The organism is Snuella lapsa, from assembly GCF_039539345.1.
GTDB classification, from domain to species: domain Bacteria; phylum Bacteroidota; class Bacteroidia; order Flavobacteriales; family Flavobacteriaceae; genus Snuella; species Snuella lapsa.
The window spans coordinates 37,366-60,908 of record NZ_BAABCY010000033.1 but is presented as its reverse complement, the minus strand read 5'-3'; the positions used below and the strand labels follow the sequence as shown (position 1 = coordinate 60,908).

The window sequence follows — 23,543 nt, the reverse complement described above, 5'->3', positions numbered from 1 at the left end:
CTAGAGATGATTTTAGAAGTAGCTATTTTAAATATAAAGGAGGGACTTTCAGAAGATTTTGAAAACAACTTTCAAAAAGCACAAGGCATCATTTCTTCCATGAAGGGATATATATCGCATGAATTGAAAAAGTGTTTGGAGCATGACAATAAATACATTTTATTGGTTAATTGGGAGTCCGTCGAAGACCATGAAATAGGATTTAGAAAATCTGTTGAATATCAGGAGTGGAAAAAAATGTTGCACCATTTTTATGAACCGTTTCCAACAGTAGAGCATTATAAATAATGAAGATAAAACAAACAAAATACATGAAATTATCTGGTTTAGAACCTTTAGTTTTAAACGAGAACAGTAATTTTATTAATGTTGGTGAACGTACCAATGTGGCCGGGTCGCGAAAATTTTTAAGGCTTATTAAAGAAGAAAAATTTGATGAAGCTTTAGATATAGCAAGACATCAGGTAGACGGAGGCGCCCAGATAATTGACATTAATATGGACGATGGTCTTATTGATGGTAAAGAAGCCATGGTTAAGTTCTTAAACCTAATTGCAGCCGAACCGGATATTTGCCGTGTGCCAATCATGATAGATAGTTCCAAATGGGAAATCATAGAGGCAGGGCTTCAGGTTGTGCAGGGCAAATGTGTGGTAAACTCCATTTCCCTAAAAGAAGGTGAAAACAAATTCATATGGGAGGCCAAACAGATTAAGCGTTACGGTGCTGCCGTTATAGTCATGGCTTTTGATGAGGTTGGACAGGCAGATACTTATGAACGTAGAATAGAAATATGTGAACGATCCTACCGTATTCTGGTGGATAAAGTAGGCTTCCCTTCAGAAGACATAATATTCGATTTAAATATTTTCCCAGTAGCCACAGGGATGGAAGAGCACAGAAAGAATGCGATCGATTTTATAGAGGCTACGCGTTGGGTACGGGAAAATCTGCCTAATGCCAGTGTAAGTGGAGGGGTAAGTAATGTTTCGTTCTCGTTTAGAGGGAACGATAGGGTACGTGAGGCTATGCATTCGGTGTTTTTATACTATGCGATTCAAGCAGGTATGAACATGGGGATTGTAAACCCGGCACTTTTGGAAGTATATGACGATATTCCGAAGGATCTGTTAGAATACGTGGAGGATGTAATTCTGGACAGACGAGACGATGCTACCGAACGTTTGTTGGACTTTGCCGAAACAGTAAAGGGTACAAAAACGGAAAAGACTCTGGATCTGTCCTGGAGGGAAAACCCTATTCAGGATCGCATTACCCATGCTTTGGTTAAAGGTATTGATGCCTACATTATTGAAGATGTCGAGCAGGCCAGATTGGAAGCAGAAAAGCCTATCGATGTTATTGAAGGTCATTTAATGATCGGAATGAATGTAGTAGGAGATCTATTTGGTGCAGGAAAAATGTTCTTACCACAGGTAGTAAAGTCGGCAAGAGTGATGAAAAAAGCGGTAGCTTATTTAAACCCATTTATTGAGGCCGAAAAAACAGACAAGCAAGAACCTGTAGGTAAAATATTGATGGCTACAGTTAAAGGAGATGTGCACGATATTGGAAAAAATATTGTTAGTGTTGTATTGGCCTGTAATAATTATGAGATAGTAGATTTGGGGGTCATGGTACCACCAGAAAAAATTATTGAAACAGCCATTAAAGAAAGAGTAGATGCGATTGGTTTATCAGGACTCATTACACCTTCGCTTGACGAAATGGTGTATTTGGCAAAAGAAATGCAACGCCAAAACTTCGAGTTGCCATTGTTAATAGGTGGGGCAACAACGTCGAAAGCACATACAGCTGTTAAAATTGATACACAATATGAAAACGCTGTAGTGCACGTTAATGATGCCTCCAGAGCAGTAACCGTTGTAGGTGATTTATTGAACAAGAAAACAGGACATGAATACACGGATAAGCTAAAAAGAGATTATGATGAATTCCGGGAAAAATTCCTAAAGCGAGGAAAGCAAAAGTCTTATATATCTATTAGTGAAGCCAGAAATAAAAAGTATAAGATCGACTGGGAAACATCACCGATAGTAAAACCAAAAGAGTTAGGCGTACAAGTTTTAAAACAACTAAGTTTAAAAGAATTGTTACCTTATATCGATTGGAAGCCTTTCTTTATTTCGTGGGATTTACACGGTAAGTTTCCTGATATTTTAACCGATGAGGTTGTAGGTGAGCAAGCTACGCAGTTATATGAAGATGCGCAAACAATCATAAAGGAGGTCGTAGCAAAACAATTGTTGAAGCCAAAAGCAGTTTTTGGTTTGTTTGAGGCCAATACGGTAAATGATGACGATATCTCCATTCAAAAGAAAGGAAAAGAAATAGCTGTTTTTAGAACCTTACGTCAGCAATTAAAAAAGCGAGAAGGTGTGCCTAATATTGCATTGGCCGATTTTATTGCGCCAAAAGAAACTGGTAAAACAGATTATATGGGAGCTTTTTGTGTAGGCATATTTGGTGCACAGGAACTAGCAGATTCATATAAAGCTAAAGGAGATGATTATAATGCTATTATGGTTCAGGCCATAGCAGATAGATTCGCCGAAGCTTTTGCCGAGTACTTGCACATGCAAGTGAGAACCAAGCATTGGGGGTATGCAGCCGATGAGAATTTATCGAATGAGGAGCTGATTAAAGAAAGTTATAAAGGAATTCGTCCGGCGCCAGGGTATCCTGCATGTCCCGATCACCTTGAGAAGGAAACTATTTGGGAGCTGCTAGAAGTAGAAAAGCTTATAGGTGTTGCCTTAACCGAAAGTTTAGCTATGTGGCCTGCGGCAGCCGTATCAGGTTATTACTTTGGAAACCCTGAAGCCAAGTATATGGGCTTGGGGAAAATTACTGACGATCAATTAACCGACTATGCCACACGAAAAGGGATCTCTAAAGATAAAGCCAGAAAATGGTTGCATCCTAATTTGGCCGAAGAATAATTATATATTTTTGCGAAGAATAGCGTCAAGAAAATAGCAAACCAAAAAGATTACTATAGCAATATAAAACGCATATGAAAGTAACTGAACACATTAAAAGAGCCAACGGAGAGACATTGTTTTCTTTTGAAGTAGTACCCCCACAAAAAGGAAAAAATATTCAGGATTTGTATAATAATATAGATCCGTTAATGGAGTTCAAACCACCATTTATAGATGTAACAACTTCTAGAGAAGAGTACATCTATGTTGATAAAGGTAATGGGCTTTATGATAAACGAATTACGCGTATGCGTCCAGGAACCGTTGGTATATGTGCTTCTATTATGCATAAGTATAATGTAGATGCCATTCCGCATTTGTTATGTGGAGGCTTTACAAAGGAAGAAACTGAGTATGTTTTGGTGGACTGCCATTATTTAGGTATCGATAATGTAGTAGCGTTACGTGGTGATTCTAGAAAAGATGAACCCTATTTCGTGCCGACCAAAGGCGGTAATGCCTATGCCAGTGAATTGGTAGAACAAATAGCAGATTTGAATAGAGGTAAGTATTTGCATGATACGGTCGAGGTTGAGCATAATTACGACTTTTGTGTTGGGGTGGCAGGTTATCCAGAGAAACATATGGAAGCACCTTCACTTACTTCCGATTTAAAACGCTTAAAAGCTAAAGTTGATGCTGGTGCAGATTATGTAATAACACAAATGTTTTTTGATAATAAAAAGTATTTTGAATTTGTAGATAAAGCCAGAGCAATTGGAATAGATGTGCCTATTATCCCAGGAATCAAGCCTCTTGCTATAAAGCGTCATTTGCAAGTGTTGCCTCAGGTTTTTAAAATAGATTTGCCACAAGATTTAATCGATGCAGTCGAGGCCTGTAAAGATAATAAGGCGGTAAGACAAGTAGGGATCGAATTTGCCATTCAGCAATCTAAAGAGTTAAAAGAAGCAGGAGTGCCCTTTTTACATTACTATTCTATGGGGAAAAGTGATAATATAAAAGCGATAGCGTCTGAGTTATTCTAATAATTCTATTACATTTGCCTTATAACTAAACCTACATGAGGCTTCTATTTTTCTCAATGTTCTGTGCCCTATGTTGTGTGTCTTTTTCTCAAGACAACCAGCATGCCACTTATATAGATGTTAACTATTTTAAAGGCAACATCGCTTTACACAATAACGATATCCTTCATTTAATTAAAGGCCACCCCGAAGGGGTTATTGTTGGTTGGAACCAAAAAACATTTGGTTTTAACAAATGGGAACAGCGTTATAATTATCCCGATTATGGTGTGTCCTTTGCTTATCAGAATCTTAAAAATAAGGTGTTGGGTAATGTGGTTTCTGCTTATGCACATTATAATTTTTACTTTTTAAAACGGTGTCTTATGTTTCGTATTGGCCAAGGATTGGCTTATACCAATAATCCGTATGATAAGGAAAACAATTATCGAAATAATGCTTTTGGTACACATGTTATGAGTAGTACCTATGTGATGCTGAATTATAAAAAAGAACGTATTCTTGACAGATTGGGATTACAGGGCGGACTGTCCTTAATACATTATTCAAACGCAAATGTAAAAGCACCAAATACCAGTATCAATTCCATAACGTTTAACTTAGGAATTACTTATAACTTAGATGATACGATTCAGGAATACCAATATACACTTGATGAAAACGATAAAATATTTAAGGAACCCGTAAAGTATAATCTGGCTTTTAGAACTGGAATAAATGAAAGCGATGTTGTGGACAGTGGACAATTCCCGTTTTATGTGGTTTCTGTATATGCAGATAAGCGTATTAACAGAAAAAGTGCCATTCAGCTGGGAACAGATGTTTTCTTTTCCAATTTTTTAAAAGAGTTGATTCATTACAAATCTGTTGCATTTCCAGAAGATAATGTCTCTGGAGACGAAGACCATAAGCGCGTTGGCGTATTTGCAGGTCATGAATTGTTTGTAAATAGAACGTCATTGGTAACGCAATTAGGCTATTATGTGTATTACCCTTTTGATTTTGAGGGACGTGCTTATATAAGAATAGGGTTAAAACGCTATTTTAGTAAAAAGTGGTTTGGGGCATTAACCTTAAAATCACACGGTGCCAAAGCTGAGGCGGTTGAATTAGGTGTTGGGATCAGGTTGTAAATAAGTTTTGTCATTCTGCGCTACGACGCAGAATCTATAGTAAATTATGAAATACCCATTAACAAAAAGTTGTAAACCCAACCGAAATCGAAGATTCACGAACTCCTATTTTCAAAATAAAAACACGTGAGTACATGATAATTTAGGCATCGCATTTGATCACTAAAGAACAATAAAAAATTAACAGATGAAAGGGAATTATTATCAATTTTATGTGTATTTTTTAACTAACAAGAAAAATGGAACATTATATATTGGAATGACCAATGATTTAGAAAGAAAGGATGTTTGAACATAAGAATGAAATAATTGAAGGGTTCTCTAAAAGATATGGCTTAAAAAAATTAGTGTATTTTGAGCAGTTTCAATATGTAAATGATGCAATAAAAAGAGAAAAGCAATTTAAGAATTGGAATAGATCATGGAAAATAGATTTAATTGAAAAAGATAATAAAAATTGGGAAGATTTGTCTTATGATTGGTCATTATAATGGATTCTGCGTCGTAGCGCAGAATGACAAGAAAACAATGAGAAAAATATTTTATGGGTTAATTCTGCTTTTAACACTCGCTTGCGACAATGAAAATGCTAATGACTGTTTTCAAAAAACAGGAGCCATCATTCAGCAAACTGTTGATGTGGCTAATTTTGATAAGGTTTTAGTGAATAGGGATATCGAACTTATTGTGAAAGATGGTACCGAACAAAAAGTTGTTGTTGAGACCGGAAAAAACCTGATTAATGATGTAGAAGCCGTGGTCGTAGAAGGCAAATTGATATTAACCGATAATAATACCTGTAATTATGTTCGGGAATACGGTGTTACCAAAGTGTATATTACGGCTCCTAATATTACTGAAATACGAAGCTCTACACAATACGATATAAGTTCTGAAGGTGTGCTTACGTATCCAAGTTTAACCATTCTGTCTGAGGATTTTGGTGCTCCCAATACGTTTACTAATGCCAATGTTAAGTTGCAAATAGATAATGAGACGTTTAAAGTTGTTTTTAACAACCTTTCCAATTGTTTTATCTCGGGGAAAACCAATGATTTGCACATTACGTTTGCGGCAGGAACTTCACGTTTTGAAGGGCAAAATTTAGAAGCTCAAAATGTCACATTGTGGAATAGAGGTTCTAATGATATGATAGTAAATCCACAGCAATCAATAAAAGGAAAAATATCAGGAGCGGGTAATGTAATAGCTCACACTAAACCTAATGTTATAGATGTGGTAGAACTCTATAAAGGACGTTTGATTTTTAAATAGTCCTCTTTATGACCTCGACAGCAATCGACCTGACAAGAATACTTTAAAAGACCTAAAAATTAGCAAATAGGCTTATCCTGATACAAACCCATAGCCTGTTTAGCTATTTCCAATTCTTCGTTGGTAGGAATGACTAAAATTTCCACATTAGCATCCTTTTGGCCGATAGATCGTATCTCTTGGGATTTTATTTCGTTTTTCTGAGTATCAATTGCTATTCCGAGGAAATCAAGATCTTCGCATACTAACCGGCGCATCAGTTGTGAGTTTTCACCAATACCCGCTGTAAAGACTATAGCATCCAGCCCGTTTAATATAGCCGCATAGCTACCAATATATTTTTTTATACGATAAGCATTCATTTGTAAAGCGAGCTCACAGGATTTATTACCTTTGGCAGCTTCCTCTTCTATATCCCTCAGGTCGCTAAAACCTGTAAGCCCCAACATGCCACTTTCTTTTTGAAGTAAGGTGTTAATTTCATCTAAGCTAAAATTTAGTTTTTTGGCCAGATAAAAGATAATTGAGGAGTCAATATCACCGGATCGCGTTCCCATAATAAGACCAGTATTTGGCGAAAAACCTAATGAATGGTCAATGCTTTTGCCGTTTTTTACCGCTGTCATACTACATCCATTGCCTAAGTGAATGGTTACAATTTTAGACTCTTTTTTGCCTAGATAATCAATGGCTTTTTCGGAAACATATTTATGACTGGTTCCATGAAAACCATAGACCCGAATGTTATATTCATCGGAAAATTTACTCGGGATAGCATACTTATAGGCGTACTCTGGTATGGATTGGTGGAAGGCCGTATCAAATACAGCTATTTGTTTTGCATTGGGAAAGATGTCTTCGGCGACTTCAATACCCTGTAAGTTGGCGGGGTTGTGTAAAGGCGCCAAGGAAGATAACCGTCTGATCTTTTCTTTTACGGTTTCTGTTATTTCTGTGGTTTCACTAAAGTGTTTGCCTCCGTGCACGACCCGGTGCCCAACTATGCTGATGTCATCAGAAGTTTTTATAATGCCTATGTCCTTATTTAAAAGATGCTCGGCCAAAAGCTTTAAACCGTCTTTGTGGTTTAAAATGGGTGTTTCAAGCGTAATGGTTTTACCGTTTGTTTTAAAGTTGAATAGGGCATCTTCAAAACCAATGCGTTCTATAAGACCAGAACACAAAATGCTGGCCTCAGGCATTGAAAATAATTGAAATTTTATAGAGGAACTACCGGAGTTTAATACGAGTACTTGCATAATTTAAAATTCTTGTGCCTGTATGGCGGTAATAATAACGGTACTATAAATATCATCGGCGGTACAACCACGGCTCAAATCATTAACAGGTTTGTTGAGACCTTGTAATACAGGGCCTATGGCTAAAGCACCAGTTTCACGTTGTACTGCTTTATAGGTGTTGTTGCCTGTATTTAGATCTGGGAAGATCAATACACTGGCACGACCAGCAACATCCGAATCGGGGAGTTTGCTTTTTCCAATGCGCATATCTACAGCAGCATCATATTGTATGGGACCTTCAATTTTTAAATTGGGAGATTGTTGTTTAACAATCTCAGTGGCATCTCTTACCTTTTCAACGTCAATGCCTTTTCCTGATGCACCTGATGAATAGGACAACATAGCGACTTTAGGTTCAATACCAAAGTTCTCAGCCGTTTGCGCCGATGAGATAGCTATTTCGGCTAGCTGTTCTGCATTTGGATTCGGGTTAATGGCACAATCGCCAAAAACGGATATGCGATCTCCCAAGCACATAAAGAATATAGATGATACGATGTTTACGCCAGGCTTGGTTTTTATAAACTGCAGAGCAGGGCGTAAGGTATGTTGTGTTGTATGAACGGCTCCAGATACCATACCGTCCGCATGACCTTTATAGATCATCATGGTTCCAAAATAGGATACATCGGTCATCATATCCCTAGCCATTTGTAAGGTTACATCCTTGTGTTTTCTGAGTTCGTATAAGGTGTTGACATAGTCCTCAAAATGAACTGATTTGGTAGGAGAAACGATGTTTATAGTTTCCATGTCTAATGAAATATCAAACTTTTCGATACGTTCCTGTATTTTGTCCTTTTCACCAATTAGCGTTAAATCAACAACCTGGGCTTCAACCAGACGAGCTGTGGCACGTAAAATTCGTTCATCGTAGCCTTCAGGTAAAACAATGTGTTTTTTGTTTTTTAGCGCACGTTGTAACAGATTGTATTGAAACATTCTTGGAGTAAAGATGTCCGATTGGAAAGTGATAAGGTCATTAGCTAATTTATCGGTATTAACATGTTTTTCGAATGTAGAAATGGAAGCTGTAATTTTTTCAATGTTTTCAGCATAAATTCGGGATTTAATACTTCCAATTGTATTGGTGACCAAGAAAGTGCCTCCGTAAACACTAATAATGGGAACGACACTTGAGAGCCCTTCTATTAGTTTTAAAATGGGTTGTTCGGGAATTAGCCCGCCAGTAAGTATGATACCAGATATTTTAGGGTAATTTTTAGAGATATTCGCTTGTAGTGCGCCTAGGATAATATCTGCCCTATCTCCTGGGGTAATTACCAGAGCGTTGTCTTTTAAGTGTGTTAAATAATTGCGTAATTGCATGGCGCCCACACTAAAACTCTCTACTTGGTTGTTTAGGAGGTCTTTTCCAAAAAGAATCTTACCGTCTAAAGATTTTACAATTTCTTTTATTGTTGGATTGAGCAAGCTTTGTATTTTGGGAATAACACTTATGTCTGTGTTGTCGTTAATACGGCTTTTTAACGATTTTTTTAAAGTGTCAATTTCTTCAGGAGCAATCTTATTGGCCATAATAGAGAGTACGTCGACTTCTTCTTTGAATGTGTCGTAGGCCAGTTGAATGCTATCTACAATTTCTTTTGAATTTTTTCCGTCACCCTGAGATACAATAATAGCGGGAATACCTAGGTTTTTGGAAATTAATATGTTTATGTCTAGCTCTAAACTAGAATTTTCATGTGAGAAATCGGTACCTTCTACAAGAACAAAATCAAAACGTTCTTCAAGATGTTTATATTTTTTAATGATTTCGTCAATCACATCTCCAGATCTTCCTTGGTTGTATAGATCAAGAACTTGGCTTCTGGTAAAAGCAAATGTTTTTTTGTAATTAAGATCAATTTCGAAATGGGAAATCACTGTGTTTATGTGATTATCCATTTCATCGGTTTCAACGTCTTCTATAATTGGTCTAAAATAACCTACTGTAGCTGTCTTTCCTAAAAGCATTCGCATTAAGCCGAGTACTATAACAGATTTACCGCTATTCGGCTCGATGGTAGCTACATAAATTCCTTTGCTCATCTTAGTGTTTTTGTTTAAAGATAACTTTTTACCAGATGTTTTTGGTAATGAGTTGCGCTTTTGTTCATACCTTATATATCAATTATCGAAATAATATGATAGGGCAAAATTAGCACCTTAATAGTTTGGTAAAGATGATATTTGTCATACTTCTTCTTAAAATCAGCAGGAGTCTAAAACGAGTAGGATTTAAAGAAAAGTATGCTAAGCGGTTAAATCTCTGAACAAGGCTTCCAAACTGGTATTCTTTTGGTTGAGTTGCAAGATCTTCAATTGATTGTCGTAGGCAAAATCAAACACATGGGAACGCATATCCTGTGTGGTTTCAAATGTGATCTCATAAACAAAACCATGAGTATTTGTTACACTCTTTACTTTTGGTAGTTTTAGTAAGAAGGCATCCTCTACGCGGTAATCAAATTCTACAACAACGATTTGAGTGTCTCCTTCTTGTATTTCATTTAATTTTTTATCGGCAACAATTTCTCCGTTATTAATAATAATTACCCGATCGCACATGGCTTCAACTTCTTGCATAATGTGGGTAGAAAGAAATACCGTTTTTGTCTTGCCTATTGTTTTTATTAGCGAACGGATGTCTACCAATTGGTTGGGGTCTAAGCCGGTTGTGGGTTCGTCTAGAATCAAAACGTCGGGGTCGTGTAGTAAGGCATTGGCTAAGCCTACGCGTTGCCGATAGCCCTTTGAGAGTTGGCCTATTTTTTTATGAATTTCTGGAGTCAATCCTGTAAGTTCAACTACTTCATTGATGCGCTGTTTGTCTACCTTGTATATGTTGGCATTAAAAGTCAGATATTCTTTCACATACATGTCTAGGTATAGGGGATTATGTTCAGGTAAATAACCAACACTTCGCTGTACGTTATGACTTTGGTCATTTATATCGTGATTATTAACTTTTGCGATGCCCTTACTTGCATTAATGTAGGTGGTTAATATTTTCATCATAGTCGATTTTCCCGCACCGTTGGGACCTAAAAAACCAACTATTTCTGGTTTTTCAATTTTAAATGAAACATTATTTAGTGCTTTTTGGTTTCCGTAAAGCTTTGAGATCCCTTCTACTTCAATAGACATATTTGAAATTATTTGTTCAAAAATAATGATTATATAATGTAAAGTTGGTTTTATTGGTTAATCTTTAAAATTTTTAATAAATACGTAAAAAAGGTTTTATACTATTTTGATTTCTAAAAATATTAATTACTTTAGCTGCGTAATTATGACAACAAGAGTATATTATACATATTTTAACAACTGGTTTTATTTCTTTTTTAGCAAAGGAACCGAGGCGTTGTATGTATAATTTATAACAATAAATTTTAATATGAGTCTCGATGAAAATCGGGACTTTTTTTTGTAATATGATCAAAACGGTAGCTATACAGGGTGTAAAAGGTTCTTTTCATCATATTGTATCGCAGCAATTTTTTAACAAGCCGGTCGATGTTGTTGAATGTTTAACGTTCGATAGGGTTGTTGATGCTTTGATAACTAAAGAATGTGATGCCGCCATTATGGCCTTAGAGAATTCTATTGCTGGATCTATCATTCCAAATTATGCACTTATAGATAAGTATAATTTACATGTAGTAGGGGAACATTACCTAGATATACAGCATAACTTGATGGTGTTACCAAATCAAAGTATAGAGGATATAAAAGAGGTGTATTCGCATCCTATGGCTTTATTACAGTGTAAGGAGTTCTTTAAGTTTTATCCGCATATTAAATTGGTAGAAGATAAAGATACGGCCGAAGTAGCGCAACGTATTCATGAGGGACAGCTAAAAGGTGTTGGTGCGATTGCCAGCGATATGGCTGCCAGTATATTTGGATTGGATATTTTGGCCCATAGTATTCAAACCATAACACATAATGAAACGCGGTTTGCCATTGTAAAGCGCGTAAACTCCGAGGTGCCGGAAAATGAAATTAACAAGGCATCTGTAAAGTTTGAAACCGAACATAAGCGAGGGAGTTTAGCAGCCATTTTAAATGTTATGAGTGATTGTAAACTTAACTTAACAAAAATACAATCGTTGCCAATTATTGAAACACCTTGGAAGTATGCCTTTTTTGTAGATGTTACTTTCGAGTCGTATGACAACTTTAAAAAGGCTAAAACTATTATAGATATCATGGGGCAGGGATTTAAGATTTTGGGAGAATATAAAAACGCAAAATTATGATTGAGGTTGCAAAGAGATTGCATACGGTTGAAGAATATTACTTCTCTAAAAAATTAAGAGAGGTAAACTTACTTATAGCAAGTGGTAAGCCTGTAATTAACTTAGGCATTGGTAGTCCCGATATGCAACCACCACAAAAAGTTGTAGATGCATTGACCAAGGGGCTGTTGGATTCTAACGCGCACAAATATCAAAGTTATCAAGGGCTTCCGGAGTTAAGGGAAGCTATTGCAGGGTTTTATAAAGAACAATTTGGGGTGTATTTAAGCCCTTCGGTAGAAGTATTGCCTCTTATGGGGAGTAAGGAAGGGATTATGCACATATCGATGGCATATCTTAATGAAGGCGATGCCGTACTAATTCCTAATCCGGGATACCCAACTTACCAATCGGTTACAAGATTGCTAGGTGCCACACCTGTTTTTTATGAATTGAGTGAAGACAATAATTGGTTGCCCGATTTGGAGAGCTTAGAAAAACAAGACTTGAGCAAGGTAAAGTTAATGTGGTTAAATTATCCGCATATGCCTACCGGGGCGCAGCCCACAGAAAGTTTGTTTGAAGATTTGGTTGCCTTTGCTAAGCGTCATCATATTTTAATAGTAAACGACAACCCTTATAGTTTTGTGCTTAACGACAACCCTAAAAGTATATTAAGTGTAGAAGGTGCAAAATCTGTTTGCTTAGAGCTTAATTCGTTAAGCAAAACCTTTAATATGGCAGGATGGCGAGTAGGTATGGTTGTTGGAGACAGTGAGCATATAAGTAATGTTCTGAAAGTTAAAAGTAATATGGACTCCGGTATGTTTTACGGTATCCAAAAAGGAGCAATTGAAGCTTTAAAATGTTCAAAAATGTGGTATAGTACACTTAATAGTGTATATAAAAAGCGCCGTAATTTAGTGTGGCAACTGGCTGATGCGTTGCAGTGTACATACGATAAAAATGCAACCGGTTTGTTTGTGTGGGCAAAGTTGCCCTCTGGGCTAAAGGCAGAAGAATTTATTGATAAAGCTCTTAAGGAACAACATATATTTATTACACCCGGAACTATTTTTGGGAGTCAAGGTGAAGGCTATATCCGTTTTTCTTTATGTGCATCAGAAGAAAGTTTAGAAGAAGCCATAGCGAGAGTGAAAGGAGAATCAATGAACAAAATAGAACACTAGTAGATTTATTTTTTGCAGATGATTTAAGAAGCAAAAACTATGAAAAATATATACATAATAGGAATTGGTTTAATAGGTGGTAGTCTTGCTATAGATATCAAAAGAAATGACCCAGAAGTGGTAATTCATGGTATTAGTAGAAAAGATGCTACATTGGAAGAAGCTCTGTCTTTAAACTTAATAGATAAAAAAGCGACTTTGGATGATATTGCCTATGCAGATTTGGTCATCTTGGCTATTCCAGTAGATGCTACGGTAAAGTTGTTGCCTACGGTTTTGGATAAGGTGTCAGATTCTGCTTTGGTTATAGATGCAGGATCTACCAAATTGGATATATGTAAAGCTGTTGAAAACCATCCCAAGCGTCGAAATTTTTTGGCCATGCACCCCATAGCGGGAACCGAATATTCGGGGCCTTCTGCAGCAATCAGTAATTTGTTTGTGGGAAAGACTAATATCATTTGTGAAGTTGAAAAAACAACATTCAAGCTTCAGGAAAAAGCGTTGGAGTTATTTAAATTTATGGGCATGCGTATTCGGTATATGAATCCAGAAGCGCATGACAAGCACATAGCTTATGTGTCGCATTTATCACATATTAGTTCATTTATGTTGGGTAAAACCGTTATAGAAAAGGAGAAGAATGAACGGGATATTTTTGATATGGCAGGTAGTGGATTTGCATCAACAGTTCGGTTGGCAAAAAGTTCGCCCGAAATGTGGACACCAATTTTTAGACAAAATAAAACAAACGTTATAGAAACTTTAGAGGAGTACATTAATAATCTCACTCATTTTAAAAAGCTTATGGAATCTGACGATTTTGAAGCTGTTTTTGATGAGATGAAAAATACCAATCATATAAAGGACATTTTAGAAGGAATTAGTTAAGTATTAAAATTATGGAAAACAAAAAAGAAATGAGAACCTGGTTGGATGAGCTAAATTTAGATCATCCCTTAGTAATAGCAGGTCCATGTAGTGCAGAAACAGAAGAGCAAGTGCTGAAAATAGCACATGAACTTAAAGATACCGATGTTAACTACTTTAGAGCAGGTATATGGAAGCCAAGAACGCGACCAGGTATGTTTGAAGGTGTTGGGGCGTTAGGGCTTAAATGGTTGCAAAAAGTTAAAGAAGAAACAGGTATGAAAGTTTGTACCGAGGTAGCCAATGCAGCTCATGTAAAATTAGCTTTAGAACATGATATCGATTTACTTTGGATTGGAGCGCGTTCTACAGTAAGCCCATTTATCATGCAGGAGATAGCAGATGCTTTGGAAGGAACGGATAAGCCTGTGCTAATAAAAAACCCTGTAAATCCCGATTTAGCTTTGTGGTTAGGAGGTATTGAAAGAATATATAATTCGGGCGTTAAAAATATAGGAGCTATCCATAGAGGGTTTTCTACCTATCAAAAAACAAAGTACCGTAATATTCCAGAGTGGCAATTAGCTATTGAGTTTCAAAATAAGTTTCCAGATATCCCATTAATTAATGACCCATCTCATATTACAGGTAAGAGAGATATGATCTTTGATGTGTCTCAGGAAGCGTTGGATTTGAACTTTGATGGTTTAATGATCGAAACACATTACGATCCAGATAATGCTTGGAGTGATGCGGCCCAACAGGTAACGCCCTCAACCTTAGTTCAGATCATGAAGGATTTAAAGATTAGAAAAGAAACTGATTCTGAGGCAGAATACAATAAGTCACTTGATAATTTAAGAGCTCAGATCGATGTGGTTGACAACCAGATTATTGAGTTACTTGGCAAGCGCATGGAAGCTGCCGATGGTATTGGTGAGCTTAAGAAGCAAAAAAATGTAGCCGTTTTACAGTCTAAGCGATGGAATGAGATTTTGGGTAAAATGGTTTTGGAAGGCGAGCAACACGGATTAAGTGAAGAATTTATTCTTAAAATGTTTAAGGCGATCCACCAAGAATCTATAAACCATCAAGAAAAGATAATTAATAGTTAAAAGTTCTTGGGTTAACAAAGGCAAAGCCCCGCATTTGCGGGGCTTTGCCTTTTCAATTGAATAGCACTGCACTGTTATTTATTTCTCTTAAAAATATAGCGCGTAATAAAAATTCCTTTTCCGTCTCCTTTTCCTCCTTCACTTTCTACAGCACTGGTAACAAAAGCTAATTCCCACCCTTCTTCAATCATAGTATTGATTTTTGAAGTAATGATAGCATCGTTTGCGGCAATATTTTGAAAACGGATTCCACCAAGGTTGTAAAAGTTTAATAATTTTGTTTCATCAAATCCCTTAACTCTTATTTCATCACGTTTGGATTTGTTTCGTGTATTGTCATCTTCTGTTTGTGTTGTTGTGAATTCTTTATAGTCCTTTGTGTCGTTGGCGCTAATCATCCTGGACCGTCCTAAGCCATTGGGAACAATGGATTCTACACTGGTAACGATTTTGTACTCTACCTGAGCGTTCGATTGGATAAAGGAAATTAACGAAATACTTAATACGGTTAATAATTTTTTCATGATGTAGATTGTTTGTAAAATTAAATGGCGAATATAAATATATTCTTACGTAAAAAAAGATTAATTTAAGTTACTTTTGAAAAAATATGACAGGACGCGTATATAAATCTACAGGCAGCTGGTATACTGTAAAAACAGAATTTGGGGACACGTACGAATGCCGTATAAAAGGAAAATTTCGTATTAAAGGTATTAAAAGCACCAACCCCATTGCTGTTGGGGATCTTGTGGACTTTACTTTGGAGACCCATAATAATCAAGTGTCAGGAGTTATCCATAAGATTCATGATAGGACAAATTACATTGTTCGAAAATCGGTTAACCTTTCTAAGCAAACACATATTATATCGGCCAATATCGATCAGGTGTTTTTAATGATTACTATCAATAACCCACCAACCTTAACCAGTTTTATAGATCGGTTTTTAGTAACCGCCAATGCTTATTCTGTTAATACTATTTTACTGTTTAATAAAGTCGATACCTACGACGAAGAAACACTTTTGGAAGTAAAATACCTAGCTCATGTGTATAGAAAGATAGGGTACGAATGTATTGGTATTTCAGCAGCAACAGGAAAGAATATCGATAAGGTTAAAAAGTTAATGAAAGGCAAGGTGAGTATGTTTTCTGGGCATTCGGGCGTTGGTAAATCAACACTCGTAAATGCTATCGAGCCTAATTTAAATATTAAGACAAAAGAAATCTCCGTACAACATATGCAGGGACAGCATACCACTACGTTTGCAGAAATGTTCGATTTGGAATTTGGAGCTAAAATTATAGATACGCCAGGTATAAAGGGGTTTGGAGTAGTGGATATGGACAAAGAGGAAGTGGGGGATTATTTTCCGGAATTTTTTGCGTTAAAGCAAGATTGTAAATTCAATAACTGTTTGCATATTCAAGAACCCCGTTGTGCAGTAAAGGAAGCATTGGATAAAGGAGAGATAGCATATTCCCGTTACCGTAGCTATATACAAATTATAGAGGGAGATGAAGAACATTATCGTACAGATAACTGGGAGCGGGATGGTGTGTGAAATTTATTGAATTTTAGTAACCTAAATATTAATTAGATGAAGGATAGTCTGTTAGTTGTTTCAATTTTTTTGTTAGGTGTTATGTCCTTGAAACAACAATACTTGGGTTTAGATAATCGATCAGAAAACAAGCCTAATGAGGTAAGTGAATCCAATATCTTGTTTAAACAAGGAGAAGAAGGATACGCTTGTTTTAGAATTCCAGCACTTGTAACAACCAATAGTGGGACTATTTTAGCCTTTTGCGAAGCTAGGAAATCTGGATGTTCCGACACGGGGGATATTGATTTGGTTATGAAACAATCGGTTGATAATGGTGTTACATGGAGTGATCTAAAAGTAGTTTGGGATAATGGGGACAACGTATGCGGAAACCCAGCACCTGTTGTAGATGTCGAGACTGGACAAATTCATTTGTTGGCTACATGGAACAATGGCAAAGATCATGAATCTGAAATCATCAATGGTACAAGTATAGATAGTAGATTAGTATTTCAATTAACATCCACAGACGAAGGAAAGACCTGGTCTCATCCTAAAGATATCACAGCGTATGTTAAACAAGATGATTGGACATGGTATGCCACAGGTCCCGTTCACGGTATCCAATTAAGAAACGGACCTCATAAAGGTAGGTTAGTGATTCCCTGCGATCATATCGAAAAAGAATCTAAACGCTATTATTCCCATGTTATTTATTCTGACGATCACGGTGTTACATGGAAATTAGGAGGGAAAACCCCCAGGGATCAAGTTAATGAATGTACTGTGGCAGAATTGTCAAATGGTGATTTAATGCTAAACATGCGCAACTATAAAAGAGACACTATTAAAGCCCGACAAGTAGCATATAGTAAAGATGGTGGTAATACATGGACTGATCAAGTATTCGATGAAAAATTGCCGGAGCCCAGATGTCAGGGAGCACTATTGTCGGTTAAAAAAGATAATAAAAATATACTGTTATTTACCAATCCTGCAGATCCAGATACAAGAACAAATATGGTGCTCTCTGTAAGTTATGATGAAGGGTTAAATTGGAGTCGCAAGATCGTTATTTATGAGTCGCATGCAGCGTATTCGGATTTAACAGCAACGCAAAATGGAAATATCCTTGTTTTGTATGAGGCGGGCAACAAAAACCCTTATGAAGGTATTCGTTATAAAATAATACCTAAAAGCGAACTGTAGTTGCATTAATGATGATTAATTCTGGGACATAAGAATAAAAAATGAAAGTAGTATTACAGCGCGTTTTAAAATCCAGTGTAACCATAGATGGAGAAATAGTAGCTTCAATTGGTAACGGAATAATGGTTCTTTTAGGGATTGTTAATGATGACACAAAAGAAGATATTAATTGGTTGACTAAAAAAATAGTCAACATGCGTATTTTTAATGATGATAACGGTGTGATGAATGATTCTATATTGGATGTTGATGGCGAAGTTGTTGTTGTTAGTCAGTTTACGCTACACGCATCTACCAAAAAAGGAAACAGGCCTAGTTATATTAGAGCGGCAAAGCCAGATATAGCCATTCCTTTGTACGAAAGTTTTATAAGTCAATTAGAAATTGATTTAGGTAAGAAAGTGCAAACGGGCATATTTGGTGCCGATATGAAATTGGCATTGGTGAACGATGGTCCGGTTACTATTATAGTCGATTCTAAAAACAAAGAATAAAATGGCTTCCGTTTTTGGGCACAGCATTGTTGGGTATACCATAACAAAACTTATCGATAACCAAAATACAAAGTGGTTATTGGTAGCCGCGATCATTTCAGCCATGCTTCCGGATCTGGATGTTATCGGATTTAAATTGGGGGTGCCGTATATGCATCCTATGGGGCATCGTGGTTTTACCCATTCAATTGTCTTTGCGCTGATATGGGCACTTGTTTTAATGCTAATATTCGGAAAGAAGCATAAACTTATCTGGTTTTTGGTTATTTTTTTGACGACGCTATCACATGGAATTCTAGATGCCATGACCACTGGAGGTAAAGGCGTCGGTTTTTTTATTCCTTTCAATGATAATCGTTTTTTCTTTCCACTTAGAACAATAAGGGTGTCGCCTTTAGGTGTGAAACGCTTTTTTTCAGAATGGGGACTTAGGGTAATTTTTAGCGAATTTAAGTACGTTTTTATGCCGTGTTTTATTATATTTGGTATAAGATTTTTAATACGCCCTAAGAAAGATAAGGAGTTTAAACCTTAAGTTAATTAAATCTTTTGCAAAGCGTTGTTTTTGCATCTAACCAAATAGTTTATGAGCATTAAGAATAGTATTAAAGTTGTTTTTTTCTTCACAACTTTAATGGCCTCTTCCCAAGGGAAATTATACAATAGTTTTTTAATTCCCGATAATTTAAAACAGTATGCCAATGCGGTTGTCAGATCTTGCGAAACAAATGTTTTATTGAAGTCATCAGATGAAATGGTGATTACAGAGAAACGCATTGTGACCGTATTAAATAAAGAAGGAGATGCAGCTGTTGATGCCTATGTGCATTACGATAACAATGTAAAGATTAAAACATTAGAGGTTTTGGTCTTTAACCATCTGGGTAATCAAATAAAAAAAATAAAAAAGAACGAATTTAAGGATGTTAGTGCGGTTGACGGCGGTACTTTGTATTCAGACTCCAGGGTTAAATATTTAGAATACACACCCATTAGTTATCCATATACTATTGAGTTTACATACGAGATACATACTAATAATACAGCATTTATAAGGCCGTTTATGCCCTTAAATGATTATTTTGTTAGTGTAGAAAACAGTTCTTATTCCCTTGTTTATGCTGAAGGTTTAACCATTAGAAAGAAGGAAAGAAATCTTGAAGGAATTAATATAGAAAAGGAAGAATTATCAGGTAAGGTTTTTTATAAGGCAAAAAATATTGAAGCTACCAGACCAGAAGATTATAGCCCTTTGTTTAGCGATACCATGCCAAAAGTGTTATTTGCTTCCCAACAGTTTGCTTTGGAAGGAGTGCAAACTACTGTTGAGGACTGGAACGATTTTGGAAAATGGATGTATCATGATTTAATAAAAGACACCCACGATTTACCCGAAAGTACCATTAATATGGTTAAGGATTTGGTTAAAGATGAAAAAACGGATATTGATAAGGCTAAAAAAATTTACAAATACGTTCAAGATAAAGTGCGTTACATAAGTGTTCAGGTAGGAATTGGCGGGTGGAAGCCTTTTAACGCCTCTGAAGTAGATAAGTTAGGTTATGGAGATTGTAAAGGGTTAACAAACTATACCATGTCTTTGTTAAAGGCAGCTGGACTTAATTCTAATTATGCTGTCGTATATGCTGGAAGTGGTCAGAGAAATATAGAAAACAACTTTGCTTCAGTACAAGGAAACCATGTGATTCTCAATATCCCAGTCGAAGATCAGGAAGATATTTGGTTAGAATGTACGAGTCAAAAATTACCATTCGGGTTTATTGGAGATTTTACAGACGACAGGGATGTATTGGTAATAACACCAGAAGGCGGGAAGATAGTTCACACCAAAAAGTACACGACCGAAGAGAGCACGCAAGTTTTAAACGCGAGTTATAGTATTACCAATGAAGGGGGTATAGAAGCTACTGTAAGTATTAGATCTAAGGGCATACAGTATGATGATAAATATTGGCTGGAAACCGAAACCGAAAGAGACTTAGATGTTCATTATAAAAAGCGCTGGAAGTATATAAATGGGTTAGCCATTGATAAAATGAACATTGAAAATGACAAAAACAATGTTGTGTTTGTTGAAACGATTGGTTTTAACACGTCCAATTATGCAAAAGTAATCGGAGATAGAATGCTTGTTACCATAAATGCCTTAAACAGAAATACGCACGTACCAGACCGTTACAGGGACAGGAAATGGCCACTTAAAATTCTTAGGGGCTTTAAAGATGTTGATAAAGTGGAAATTAAGTTGCCACAAGGTTATAAGGTTGAATCCCTGCCAAAGAACAAAATAATTGAGACTAAGTTTGGTAGCCATAAAACAGAAATTGAAGTTGTAGATGATAGCACATTATTGTACAAAAGACAATTTGTTGTAAGCGATGGTGCGTTTCCTAAAGAAGATTACGATAGTTTTAGAAACTTTTATAAAGAAGTCGCAAAACAGGATAATTCAAAAATAGCATTAATCAAAACTAAAAATAAATAATATATCCTTGACCAATTTCGCCATATCAAGAAATGTTTATATGGAAGTTAGAAGTCTTTGAAATAAAACAATAAACATAAACCATGAAATGAGCCATAAAAAATCTTGATACCCACTGAGATGATTGTTGCGAATTGCATCTGACCAATTAAAAACAAATAAAGTAAACATATGAAACGAACATTAATAAATTTTAAGCATTTTTTCACAAAAGGGAATGTTTAAAATTTTTAATGTGAGAGCGTAGCGATTGCATACGTTCTCAATTTTATAATTAATTTACTATTAAATAATTACTGAAATTTAAACGTATGAAACAGATAGCCTTTTTAACTGTTTTGCTCTTTAGCTTAACATCGATTGCACAGAATTACGATTTTGGAAAAGTATCAAAGGAAGAAATAGAAGAAAAGTTTCATCCTTTGGATTCGTCAGCCAATGCTGCTTATTTGTATAAAAACAGGAATACTTTTTTTGAGTACAGCGATAGTGAAGGCTTTCAATTGATAACCGAAGTTCAAGAACGTATAAAAATATATACGCAAGAAGGGTTTCAATATGCTACAAAACCAATAGGTCTATATAAAAGTAATTCCAATAAAGAAAAAGTAACTAGTATTAAAGCATATACTTATAATTTTGTTGATGGTAAAATAGAAGAGACTAAACTTAAAAAAGATGGTATTTTTGAAGAAGAACGATCTAAGTATTGGGATGAAACCAAATTTACGATGCCAAATATTAAGGAAGGCGCAGTCATAGAGTACAAGTACCGAATTACATCTCCTTTTTATTCAAATGTAGATGAATTTGTTTTTCAGCACGATATCCCGGTTAAAAAATTGGAAGCTAAATTCGAAGCTCCTGAATACTTTAACTTTAAGGTTAATGCAAAAGGTTACTTGCCAGTAATTCCAAAAACGGAAAGAAAACGAGACAGGATTAGGCTTACTAATAAGGATAGGAATTTGGGACAAACTACCAATATTAGTTCTTCTGAGATAGAATTTGATAAAAATTGTTCGTATTATGAACTAACAAATATCCCAGCATTAAAGGAAGAGCCTTATGTTAATAATATTAATAATTACAGGGCTTCTGTAAAATACGAACTGTCATACACTAAGTTTCCTAATAGCCCTATGAAATTTTATTCTACAACATGGGAAGATGTAGTAAAGACCATTTATGAAAGTCCAAACTTTGGAACAGAATTAAATAAATCGGGGTATTATGAAGACGATATTGATGCATTAGTAGGCGCCGTGTCAGACCCAATGAAGCGAATAGCACTTATTTATAATTTTGTGAAGTCTAGGGTTAAATGGAATGGCTATTATGGAAAGTATTGTAATGATGGGGTAAGAAAAGCCTATAAAGAGCAAACGGGAAATGTAGCTGAAATTAATTTAATGTTAACCTCCATGTTGCGCCATGCAGGACTTAATGCTAACCCAGTTTTAGTAAGTACTAGGACTAACGGTGTTCCTTTATTCCCAACAAGAGAGGGGTATAATTATGTGATCTCTTGTGTTGAAATTTTAGACGGAACTGTTCTGTTGGATGCAACTTGTGAATACGGAATACCAAATGTTTTACCATACAGAACACTCAATTGGGAAGGTAGGATTATTAGAAAGCAGGGTAGTTCAGCTTTAGTTAGTTTATATCCGAAGGAGAATTCGTCACAAACTATTTCGATGATGGCTAATTTAGATAAAAACGGAACTATTGAAGGAGCATGTAGAAGTGTGAAAACAAGCCACAATGCATTATCTTATAGAGAAAAATACAACAAAGCAAATGAGGCAGACTTTTTAGAGAAATTAGAGAATAAGTATAATGGCCTGGAAGTTTCAGATTTTAAGGTGTCTAATGCCGTAGATTTGGGGAAACCAGTCATGGAATCCTATAAATTTGTAAAAGAAAGTCAAGCAGATATCGTAGGAGATAAAATTTATTTTTCCCCTTTATTCTTTTTAAGAACTAAGGAGAATCCTTTTAAATTAGAAAAGAGAGAATTCCCGATTGATTTTGGGTATCCTTCGGGTTCTAAATATATGATTAATATAACCCTGCCAGAGGGCTACAAAGTTGAATCAGCTCCCGAATCAGGAGCTTTTATGTTGCCAGATGGGTTAGGGGCTTTTAAATACGTGATATCAGCCAATGAATCTAAAGTGCAATTAGTGATTGAAACATCAATAAATCAACCGATTATTTCAGCGATGTATTACGAAACGTTAAAAGAATATTTTAAACAACTCATAGAGAAAGAAAACGAACAAATAGTTTTAACAAAAGTATAGATGGATATAAAAAACGCGCAAAAAGTAGTAGATGACTGGATTAAAAATCATGGCGTCAGGTATTTTAATGAGCTTACCAATATGGCACAGCTTACAGAGGAAGTAGGGGAGGTAGCTCGTATTATTGCCAGGCGTTATGGTGAGCAGAGTGAAAAAGAAAGTGATAAAGATAAGGATCTGGGAGAAGAATTAGCCGATGTGTTGTTTGTAGTTTTGTGTTTAGCAAATCAAACGGGAGTAGATTTACAAGAGGCTTTCGATAAAAGAATGGACAAGAAAGCAAAACGAGATCACGATAGACACCATAATAACGAAAAATTAAAGTAAATTTGCAGCTTCTTTAAATAAAGAAAC

At 35.9% G+C, this 23,543-nt stretch carries 22 protein-coding genes; 18 read left to right on the top strand and 4 right to left on the bottom strand.

Features of this window, described 5'->3' with window-relative positions; all coding sequences use genetic code 11:
* The first annotated feature begins 6 nt into the window (after nt 1-6).
* From ABD792_RS06000 to ABD792_RS05970, 7 genes are all read left to right on the top strand, one after another.
* Nucleotides 7-288, top strand: a complete 282-nt coding sequence (locus ABD792_RS06000; RefSeq protein ID WP_345004944.1) for an antibiotic biosynthesis monooxygenase family protein — start codon at nt 7-9, stop codon at nt 286-288.
* Nucleotides 288-2,963 (top strand): methionine synthase, encoded by a 2,676-nt coding sequence (gene metH / locus ABD792_RS05995; RefSeq protein ID WP_345004943.1) that lies wholly within the window; start codon nt 288-290, stop codon nt 2,961-2,963. Before ABD792_RS06000 ends, metH begins: the two co-directional genes overlap by 1 nt.
* A 74-nt stretch (nt 2,964-3,037) precedes the next feature.
* The gene (gene metF, locus ABD792_RS05990) at nt 3,038-3,994 is read left to right on the top strand and encodes a methylenetetrahydrofolate reductase [NAD(P)H] (RefSeq protein WP_345004942.1); all 957 of its coding nucleotides are present in this window, start codon (nt 3,038-3,040) and stop codon (nt 3,992-3,994) included.
* 35 nt (nt 3,995-4,029) lie between these two features.
* A complete protein-coding gene (locus tag ABD792_RS05985; protein ID WP_345004941.1) occupies nt 4,030-5,127 on the top strand; it encodes an acyloxyacyl hydrolase in 1,098 nt (365 codons plus the stop codon).
* A 187-nt stretch (nt 5,128-5,314) separates the two neighbouring features.
* The gene (locus ABD792_RS05980) at nt 5,315-5,419 is read left to right on the top strand and encodes a GIY-YIG nuclease family protein (protein WP_345004940.1); all 105 of its coding nucleotides are present in this window, start codon (nt 5,315-5,317) and stop codon (nt 5,417-5,419) included.
* Nucleotides 5,412-5,618, top strand: coding sequence for a GIY-YIG nuclease family protein (locus tag ABD792_RS05975; RefSeq protein WP_345004939.1), 207 nt, complete (start codon nt 5,412-5,414; stop codon nt 5,616-5,618). The genes ABD792_RS05980 and ABD792_RS05975 overlap by 8 nt, the downstream gene beginning before the upstream one ends.
* Before the next feature lie 37 nt (nt 5,619-5,655).
* On the top strand, nt 5,656-6,402 hold the full coding sequence (locus ABD792_RS05970) for a head GIN domain-containing protein (protein ID WP_345004938.1): 747 nt from the start codon (nt 5,656-5,658) through the stop codon (nt 6,400-6,402).
* Nucleotides 6,403-6,461: 59 nt separating this feature from the next.
* Here ABD792_RS05970 and ABD792_RS05965 read toward each other — a convergent pair whose 3' ends face one another.
* The 3 genes from ABD792_RS05965 to gldA all read right to left on the bottom strand — a co-directional run bounded on the left by ABD792_RS05965 (nt 6,462) and on the right by gldA (nt 10,853).
* Nucleotides 6,462-7,661 (bottom strand): acetate/propionate family kinase, encoded by a 1,200-nt coding sequence (locus tag ABD792_RS05965; protein WP_345004937.1) that lies wholly within the window; start codon nt 7,659-7,661, stop codon nt 6,462-6,464.
* Between the two features lie 3 nt (nt 7,662-7,664).
* Nucleotides 7,665-9,755, bottom strand: coding sequence for a phosphate acetyltransferase (gene pta, locus ABD792_RS05960; protein ID WP_345004936.1), 2,091 nt, complete (start codon nt 9,753-9,755; stop codon nt 7,665-7,667).
* A 204-nt stretch (nt 9,756-9,959) separates the two neighbouring features.
* Nucleotides 9,960-10,853: a gliding motility-associated ABC transporter ATP-binding subunit GldA gene (gene gldA, locus ABD792_RS05955; RefSeq protein ID WP_345004934.1), complete on the bottom strand. Its 894-nt coding sequence runs from the start codon at nt 10,851-10,853 to the stop codon at nt 9,960-9,962.
* 287 nt (nt 10,854-11,140) lie between these two features.
* Between gldA and ABD792_RS05950 the strand changes: the two genes are divergently transcribed.
* The 4 genes from ABD792_RS05950 to ABD792_RS05935 are packed head-to-tail and all read left to right on the top strand — an operon-like array spanning nt 11,141 to nt 15,122.
* Nucleotides 11,141-11,968: a prephenate dehydratase gene (locus tag ABD792_RS05950; RefSeq protein WP_345004933.1), complete on the top strand. Its 828-nt coding sequence runs from the start codon at nt 11,141-11,143 to the stop codon at nt 11,966-11,968.
* Nucleotides 11,965-13,137, top strand: a complete 1,173-nt coding sequence (locus ABD792_RS05945) for a pyridoxal phosphate-dependent aminotransferase (RefSeq protein ID WP_345004931.1) — start codon at nt 11,965-11,967, stop codon at nt 13,135-13,137. Before ABD792_RS05950 ends, ABD792_RS05945 begins: the two co-directional genes overlap by 4 nt.
* A 39-nt stretch (nt 13,138-13,176) precedes the next feature.
* The gene (locus ABD792_RS05940; RefSeq protein ID WP_345004930.1) at nt 13,177-14,028 is read left to right on the top strand and encodes a prephenate dehydrogenase; all 852 of its coding nucleotides are present in this window, start codon (nt 13,177-13,179) and stop codon (nt 14,026-14,028) included.
* 11 nt (nt 14,029-14,039) lie between these two features.
* Complete coding sequence (locus ABD792_RS05935) at nt 14,040-15,122, top strand: chorismate mutase (RefSeq protein WP_345004929.1); 1,083 nt, start codon at nt 14,040-14,042, stop codon at nt 15,120-15,122.
* 74 nt (nt 15,123-15,196) lie between these two features.
* On the opposite strand, the gene ABD792_RS05930 is transcribed toward ABD792_RS05935, so the two are convergent.
* Nucleotides 15,197-15,646: a hypothetical protein gene (locus tag ABD792_RS05930; protein ID WP_345004928.1), complete on the bottom strand. Its 450-nt coding sequence runs from the start codon at nt 15,644-15,646 to the stop codon at nt 15,197-15,199.
* An 86-nt stretch (nt 15,647-15,732) separates the two neighbouring features.
* On the opposite strand from ABD792_RS05930, the gene rsgA reads away from it, so the two are divergent.
* The 7 genes from rsgA (at nt 15,733) to ABD792_RS05895 (ending at nt 23,516) form a co-directional block, all read left to right on the top strand.
* A complete protein-coding gene (gene rsgA / locus ABD792_RS05925; RefSeq protein WP_345004927.1) occupies nt 15,733-16,689 on the top strand; it encodes a ribosome small subunit-dependent GTPase A in 957 nt (318 codons plus the stop codon).
* A gap of 36 nt (nt 16,690-16,725) precedes the next feature.
* Nucleotides 16,726-17,880: a sialidase family protein gene (locus tag ABD792_RS05920; RefSeq protein ID WP_345004926.1), complete on the top strand. Its 1,155-nt coding sequence runs from the start codon at nt 16,726-16,728 to the stop codon at nt 17,878-17,880.
* 41 nt (nt 17,881-17,921) lie between these two features.
* Complete coding sequence (gene dtd, locus ABD792_RS05915; RefSeq protein ID WP_345004925.1) at nt 17,922-18,374, top strand: D-aminoacyl-tRNA deacylase; 453 nt, start codon at nt 17,922-17,924, stop codon at nt 18,372-18,374.
* A gap of 1 nt (nt 18,375) precedes the next feature.
* A complete protein-coding gene (locus ABD792_RS05910; protein ID WP_345004924.1) occupies nt 18,376-18,909 on the top strand; it encodes a metal-dependent hydrolase in 534 nt (177 codons plus the stop codon).
* A 51-nt stretch (nt 18,910-18,960) separates the two neighbouring features.
* Entirely contained in the window at nt 18,961-20,880 is a 1,920-nt protein-coding gene (locus ABD792_RS05905; protein ID WP_345004923.1) for a DUF3857 domain-containing transglutaminase family protein, read from the top strand.
* Between the two features lie 311 nt (nt 20,881-21,191).
* Nucleotides 21,192-23,189, top strand: coding sequence for a DUF3857 domain-containing protein (locus ABD792_RS05900; RefSeq protein WP_345004922.1), 1,998 nt, complete (start codon nt 21,192-21,194; stop codon nt 23,187-23,189).
* Complete coding sequence (locus tag ABD792_RS05895; protein ID WP_345004921.1) at nt 23,190-23,516, top strand: nucleotide pyrophosphohydrolase; 327 nt, start codon at nt 23,190-23,192, stop codon at nt 23,514-23,516.
* Nucleotides 23,517-23,543: the final 27 nt, after the last annotated feature.

Coding starts and splice junctions, on each gene's coding strand:
- ABD792_RS06000 (WP_345004944.1), top strand. CDS start 7: ATGATTTTAGAAGTAGCTATTTTAAATATAAAGGAGGGACTTTCAGAA.
- ABD792_RS05920 (WP_345004926.1), top strand. CDS start 16,726: ATGAAGGATAGTCTGTTAGTTGTTTCAATTTTTTTGTTAGGTGTTATG.
- ABD792_RS05945 (WP_345004931.1), top strand. CDS start 11,965: ATGATTGAGGTTGCAAAGAGATTGCATACGGTTGAAGAATATTACTTC.
- metF (WP_345004942.1), top strand. CDS start 3,038: ATGAAAGTAACTGAACACATTAAAAGAGCCAACGGAGAGACATTGTTT.
- pta (WP_345004936.1), bottom strand. CDS start 9,755: ATGAGCAAAGGAATTTATGTAGCTACCATCGAGCCGAATAGCGGTAAA.
- ABD792_RS05950 (WP_345004933.1), top strand. CDS start 11,141: ATGATCAAAACGGTAGCTATACAGGGTGTAAAAGGTTCTTTTCATCAT.
- ABD792_RS05930 (WP_345004928.1), bottom strand. CDS start 15,646: ATGAAAAAATTATTAACCGTATTAAGTATTTCGTTAATTTCCTTTATC.
- ABD792_RS05975 (WP_345004939.1), top strand. CDS start 5,412: ATGTTTGAACATAAGAATGAAATAATTGAAGGGTTCTCTAAAAGATAT.
- ABD792_RS05935 (WP_345004929.1), top strand. CDS start 14,040: ATGGAAAACAAAAAAGAAATGAGAACCTGGTTGGATGAGCTAAATTTA.
- ABD792_RS05965 (WP_345004937.1), bottom strand. CDS start 7,661: ATGCAAGTACTCGTATTAAACTCCGGTAGTTCCTCTATAAAATTTCAA.
- metH (WP_345004943.1), top strand. CDS start 288: ATGAAGATAAAACAAACAAAATACATGAAATTATCTGGTTTAGAACCT.
- ABD792_RS05895 (WP_345004921.1), top strand. CDS start 23,190: ATGGATATAAAAAACGCGCAAAAAGTAGTAGATGACTGGATTAAAAAT.
- ABD792_RS05905 (WP_345004923.1), top strand. CDS start 18,961: ATGAGCATTAAGAATAGTATTAAAGTTGTTTTTTTCTTCACAACTTTA.
- gldA (WP_345004934.1), bottom strand. CDS start 10,853: ATGTCTATTGAAGTAGAAGGGATCTCAAAGCTTTACGGAAACCAAAAA.
- ABD792_RS05970 (WP_345004938.1), top strand. CDS start 5,656: ATGAGAAAAATATTTTATGGGTTAATTCTGCTTTTAACACTCGCTTGC.
- ABD792_RS05910 (WP_345004924.1), top strand. CDS start 18,376: ATGGCTTCCGTTTTTGGGCACAGCATTGTTGGGTATACCATAACAAAA.
- dtd (WP_345004925.1), top strand. CDS start 17,922: ATGAAAGTAGTATTACAGCGCGTTTTAAAATCCAGTGTAACCATAGAT.
- ABD792_RS05985 (WP_345004941.1), top strand. CDS start 4,030: ATGAGGCTTCTATTTTTCTCAATGTTCTGTGCCCTATGTTGTGTGTCT.
- ABD792_RS05980 (WP_345004940.1), top strand. CDS start 5,315: ATGAAAGGGAATTATTATCAATTTTATGTGTATTTTTTAACTAACAAG.
- ABD792_RS05940 (WP_345004930.1), top strand. CDS start 13,177: ATGAAAAATATATACATAATAGGAATTGGTTTAATAGGTGGTAGTCTT.
- rsgA (WP_345004927.1), top strand. CDS start 15,733: ATGACAGGACGCGTATATAAATCTACAGGCAGCTGGTATACTGTAAAA.
- ABD792_RS05900 (WP_345004922.1), top strand. CDS start 21,192: ATGAAACAGATAGCCTTTTTAACTGTTTTGCTCTTTAGCTTAACATCG.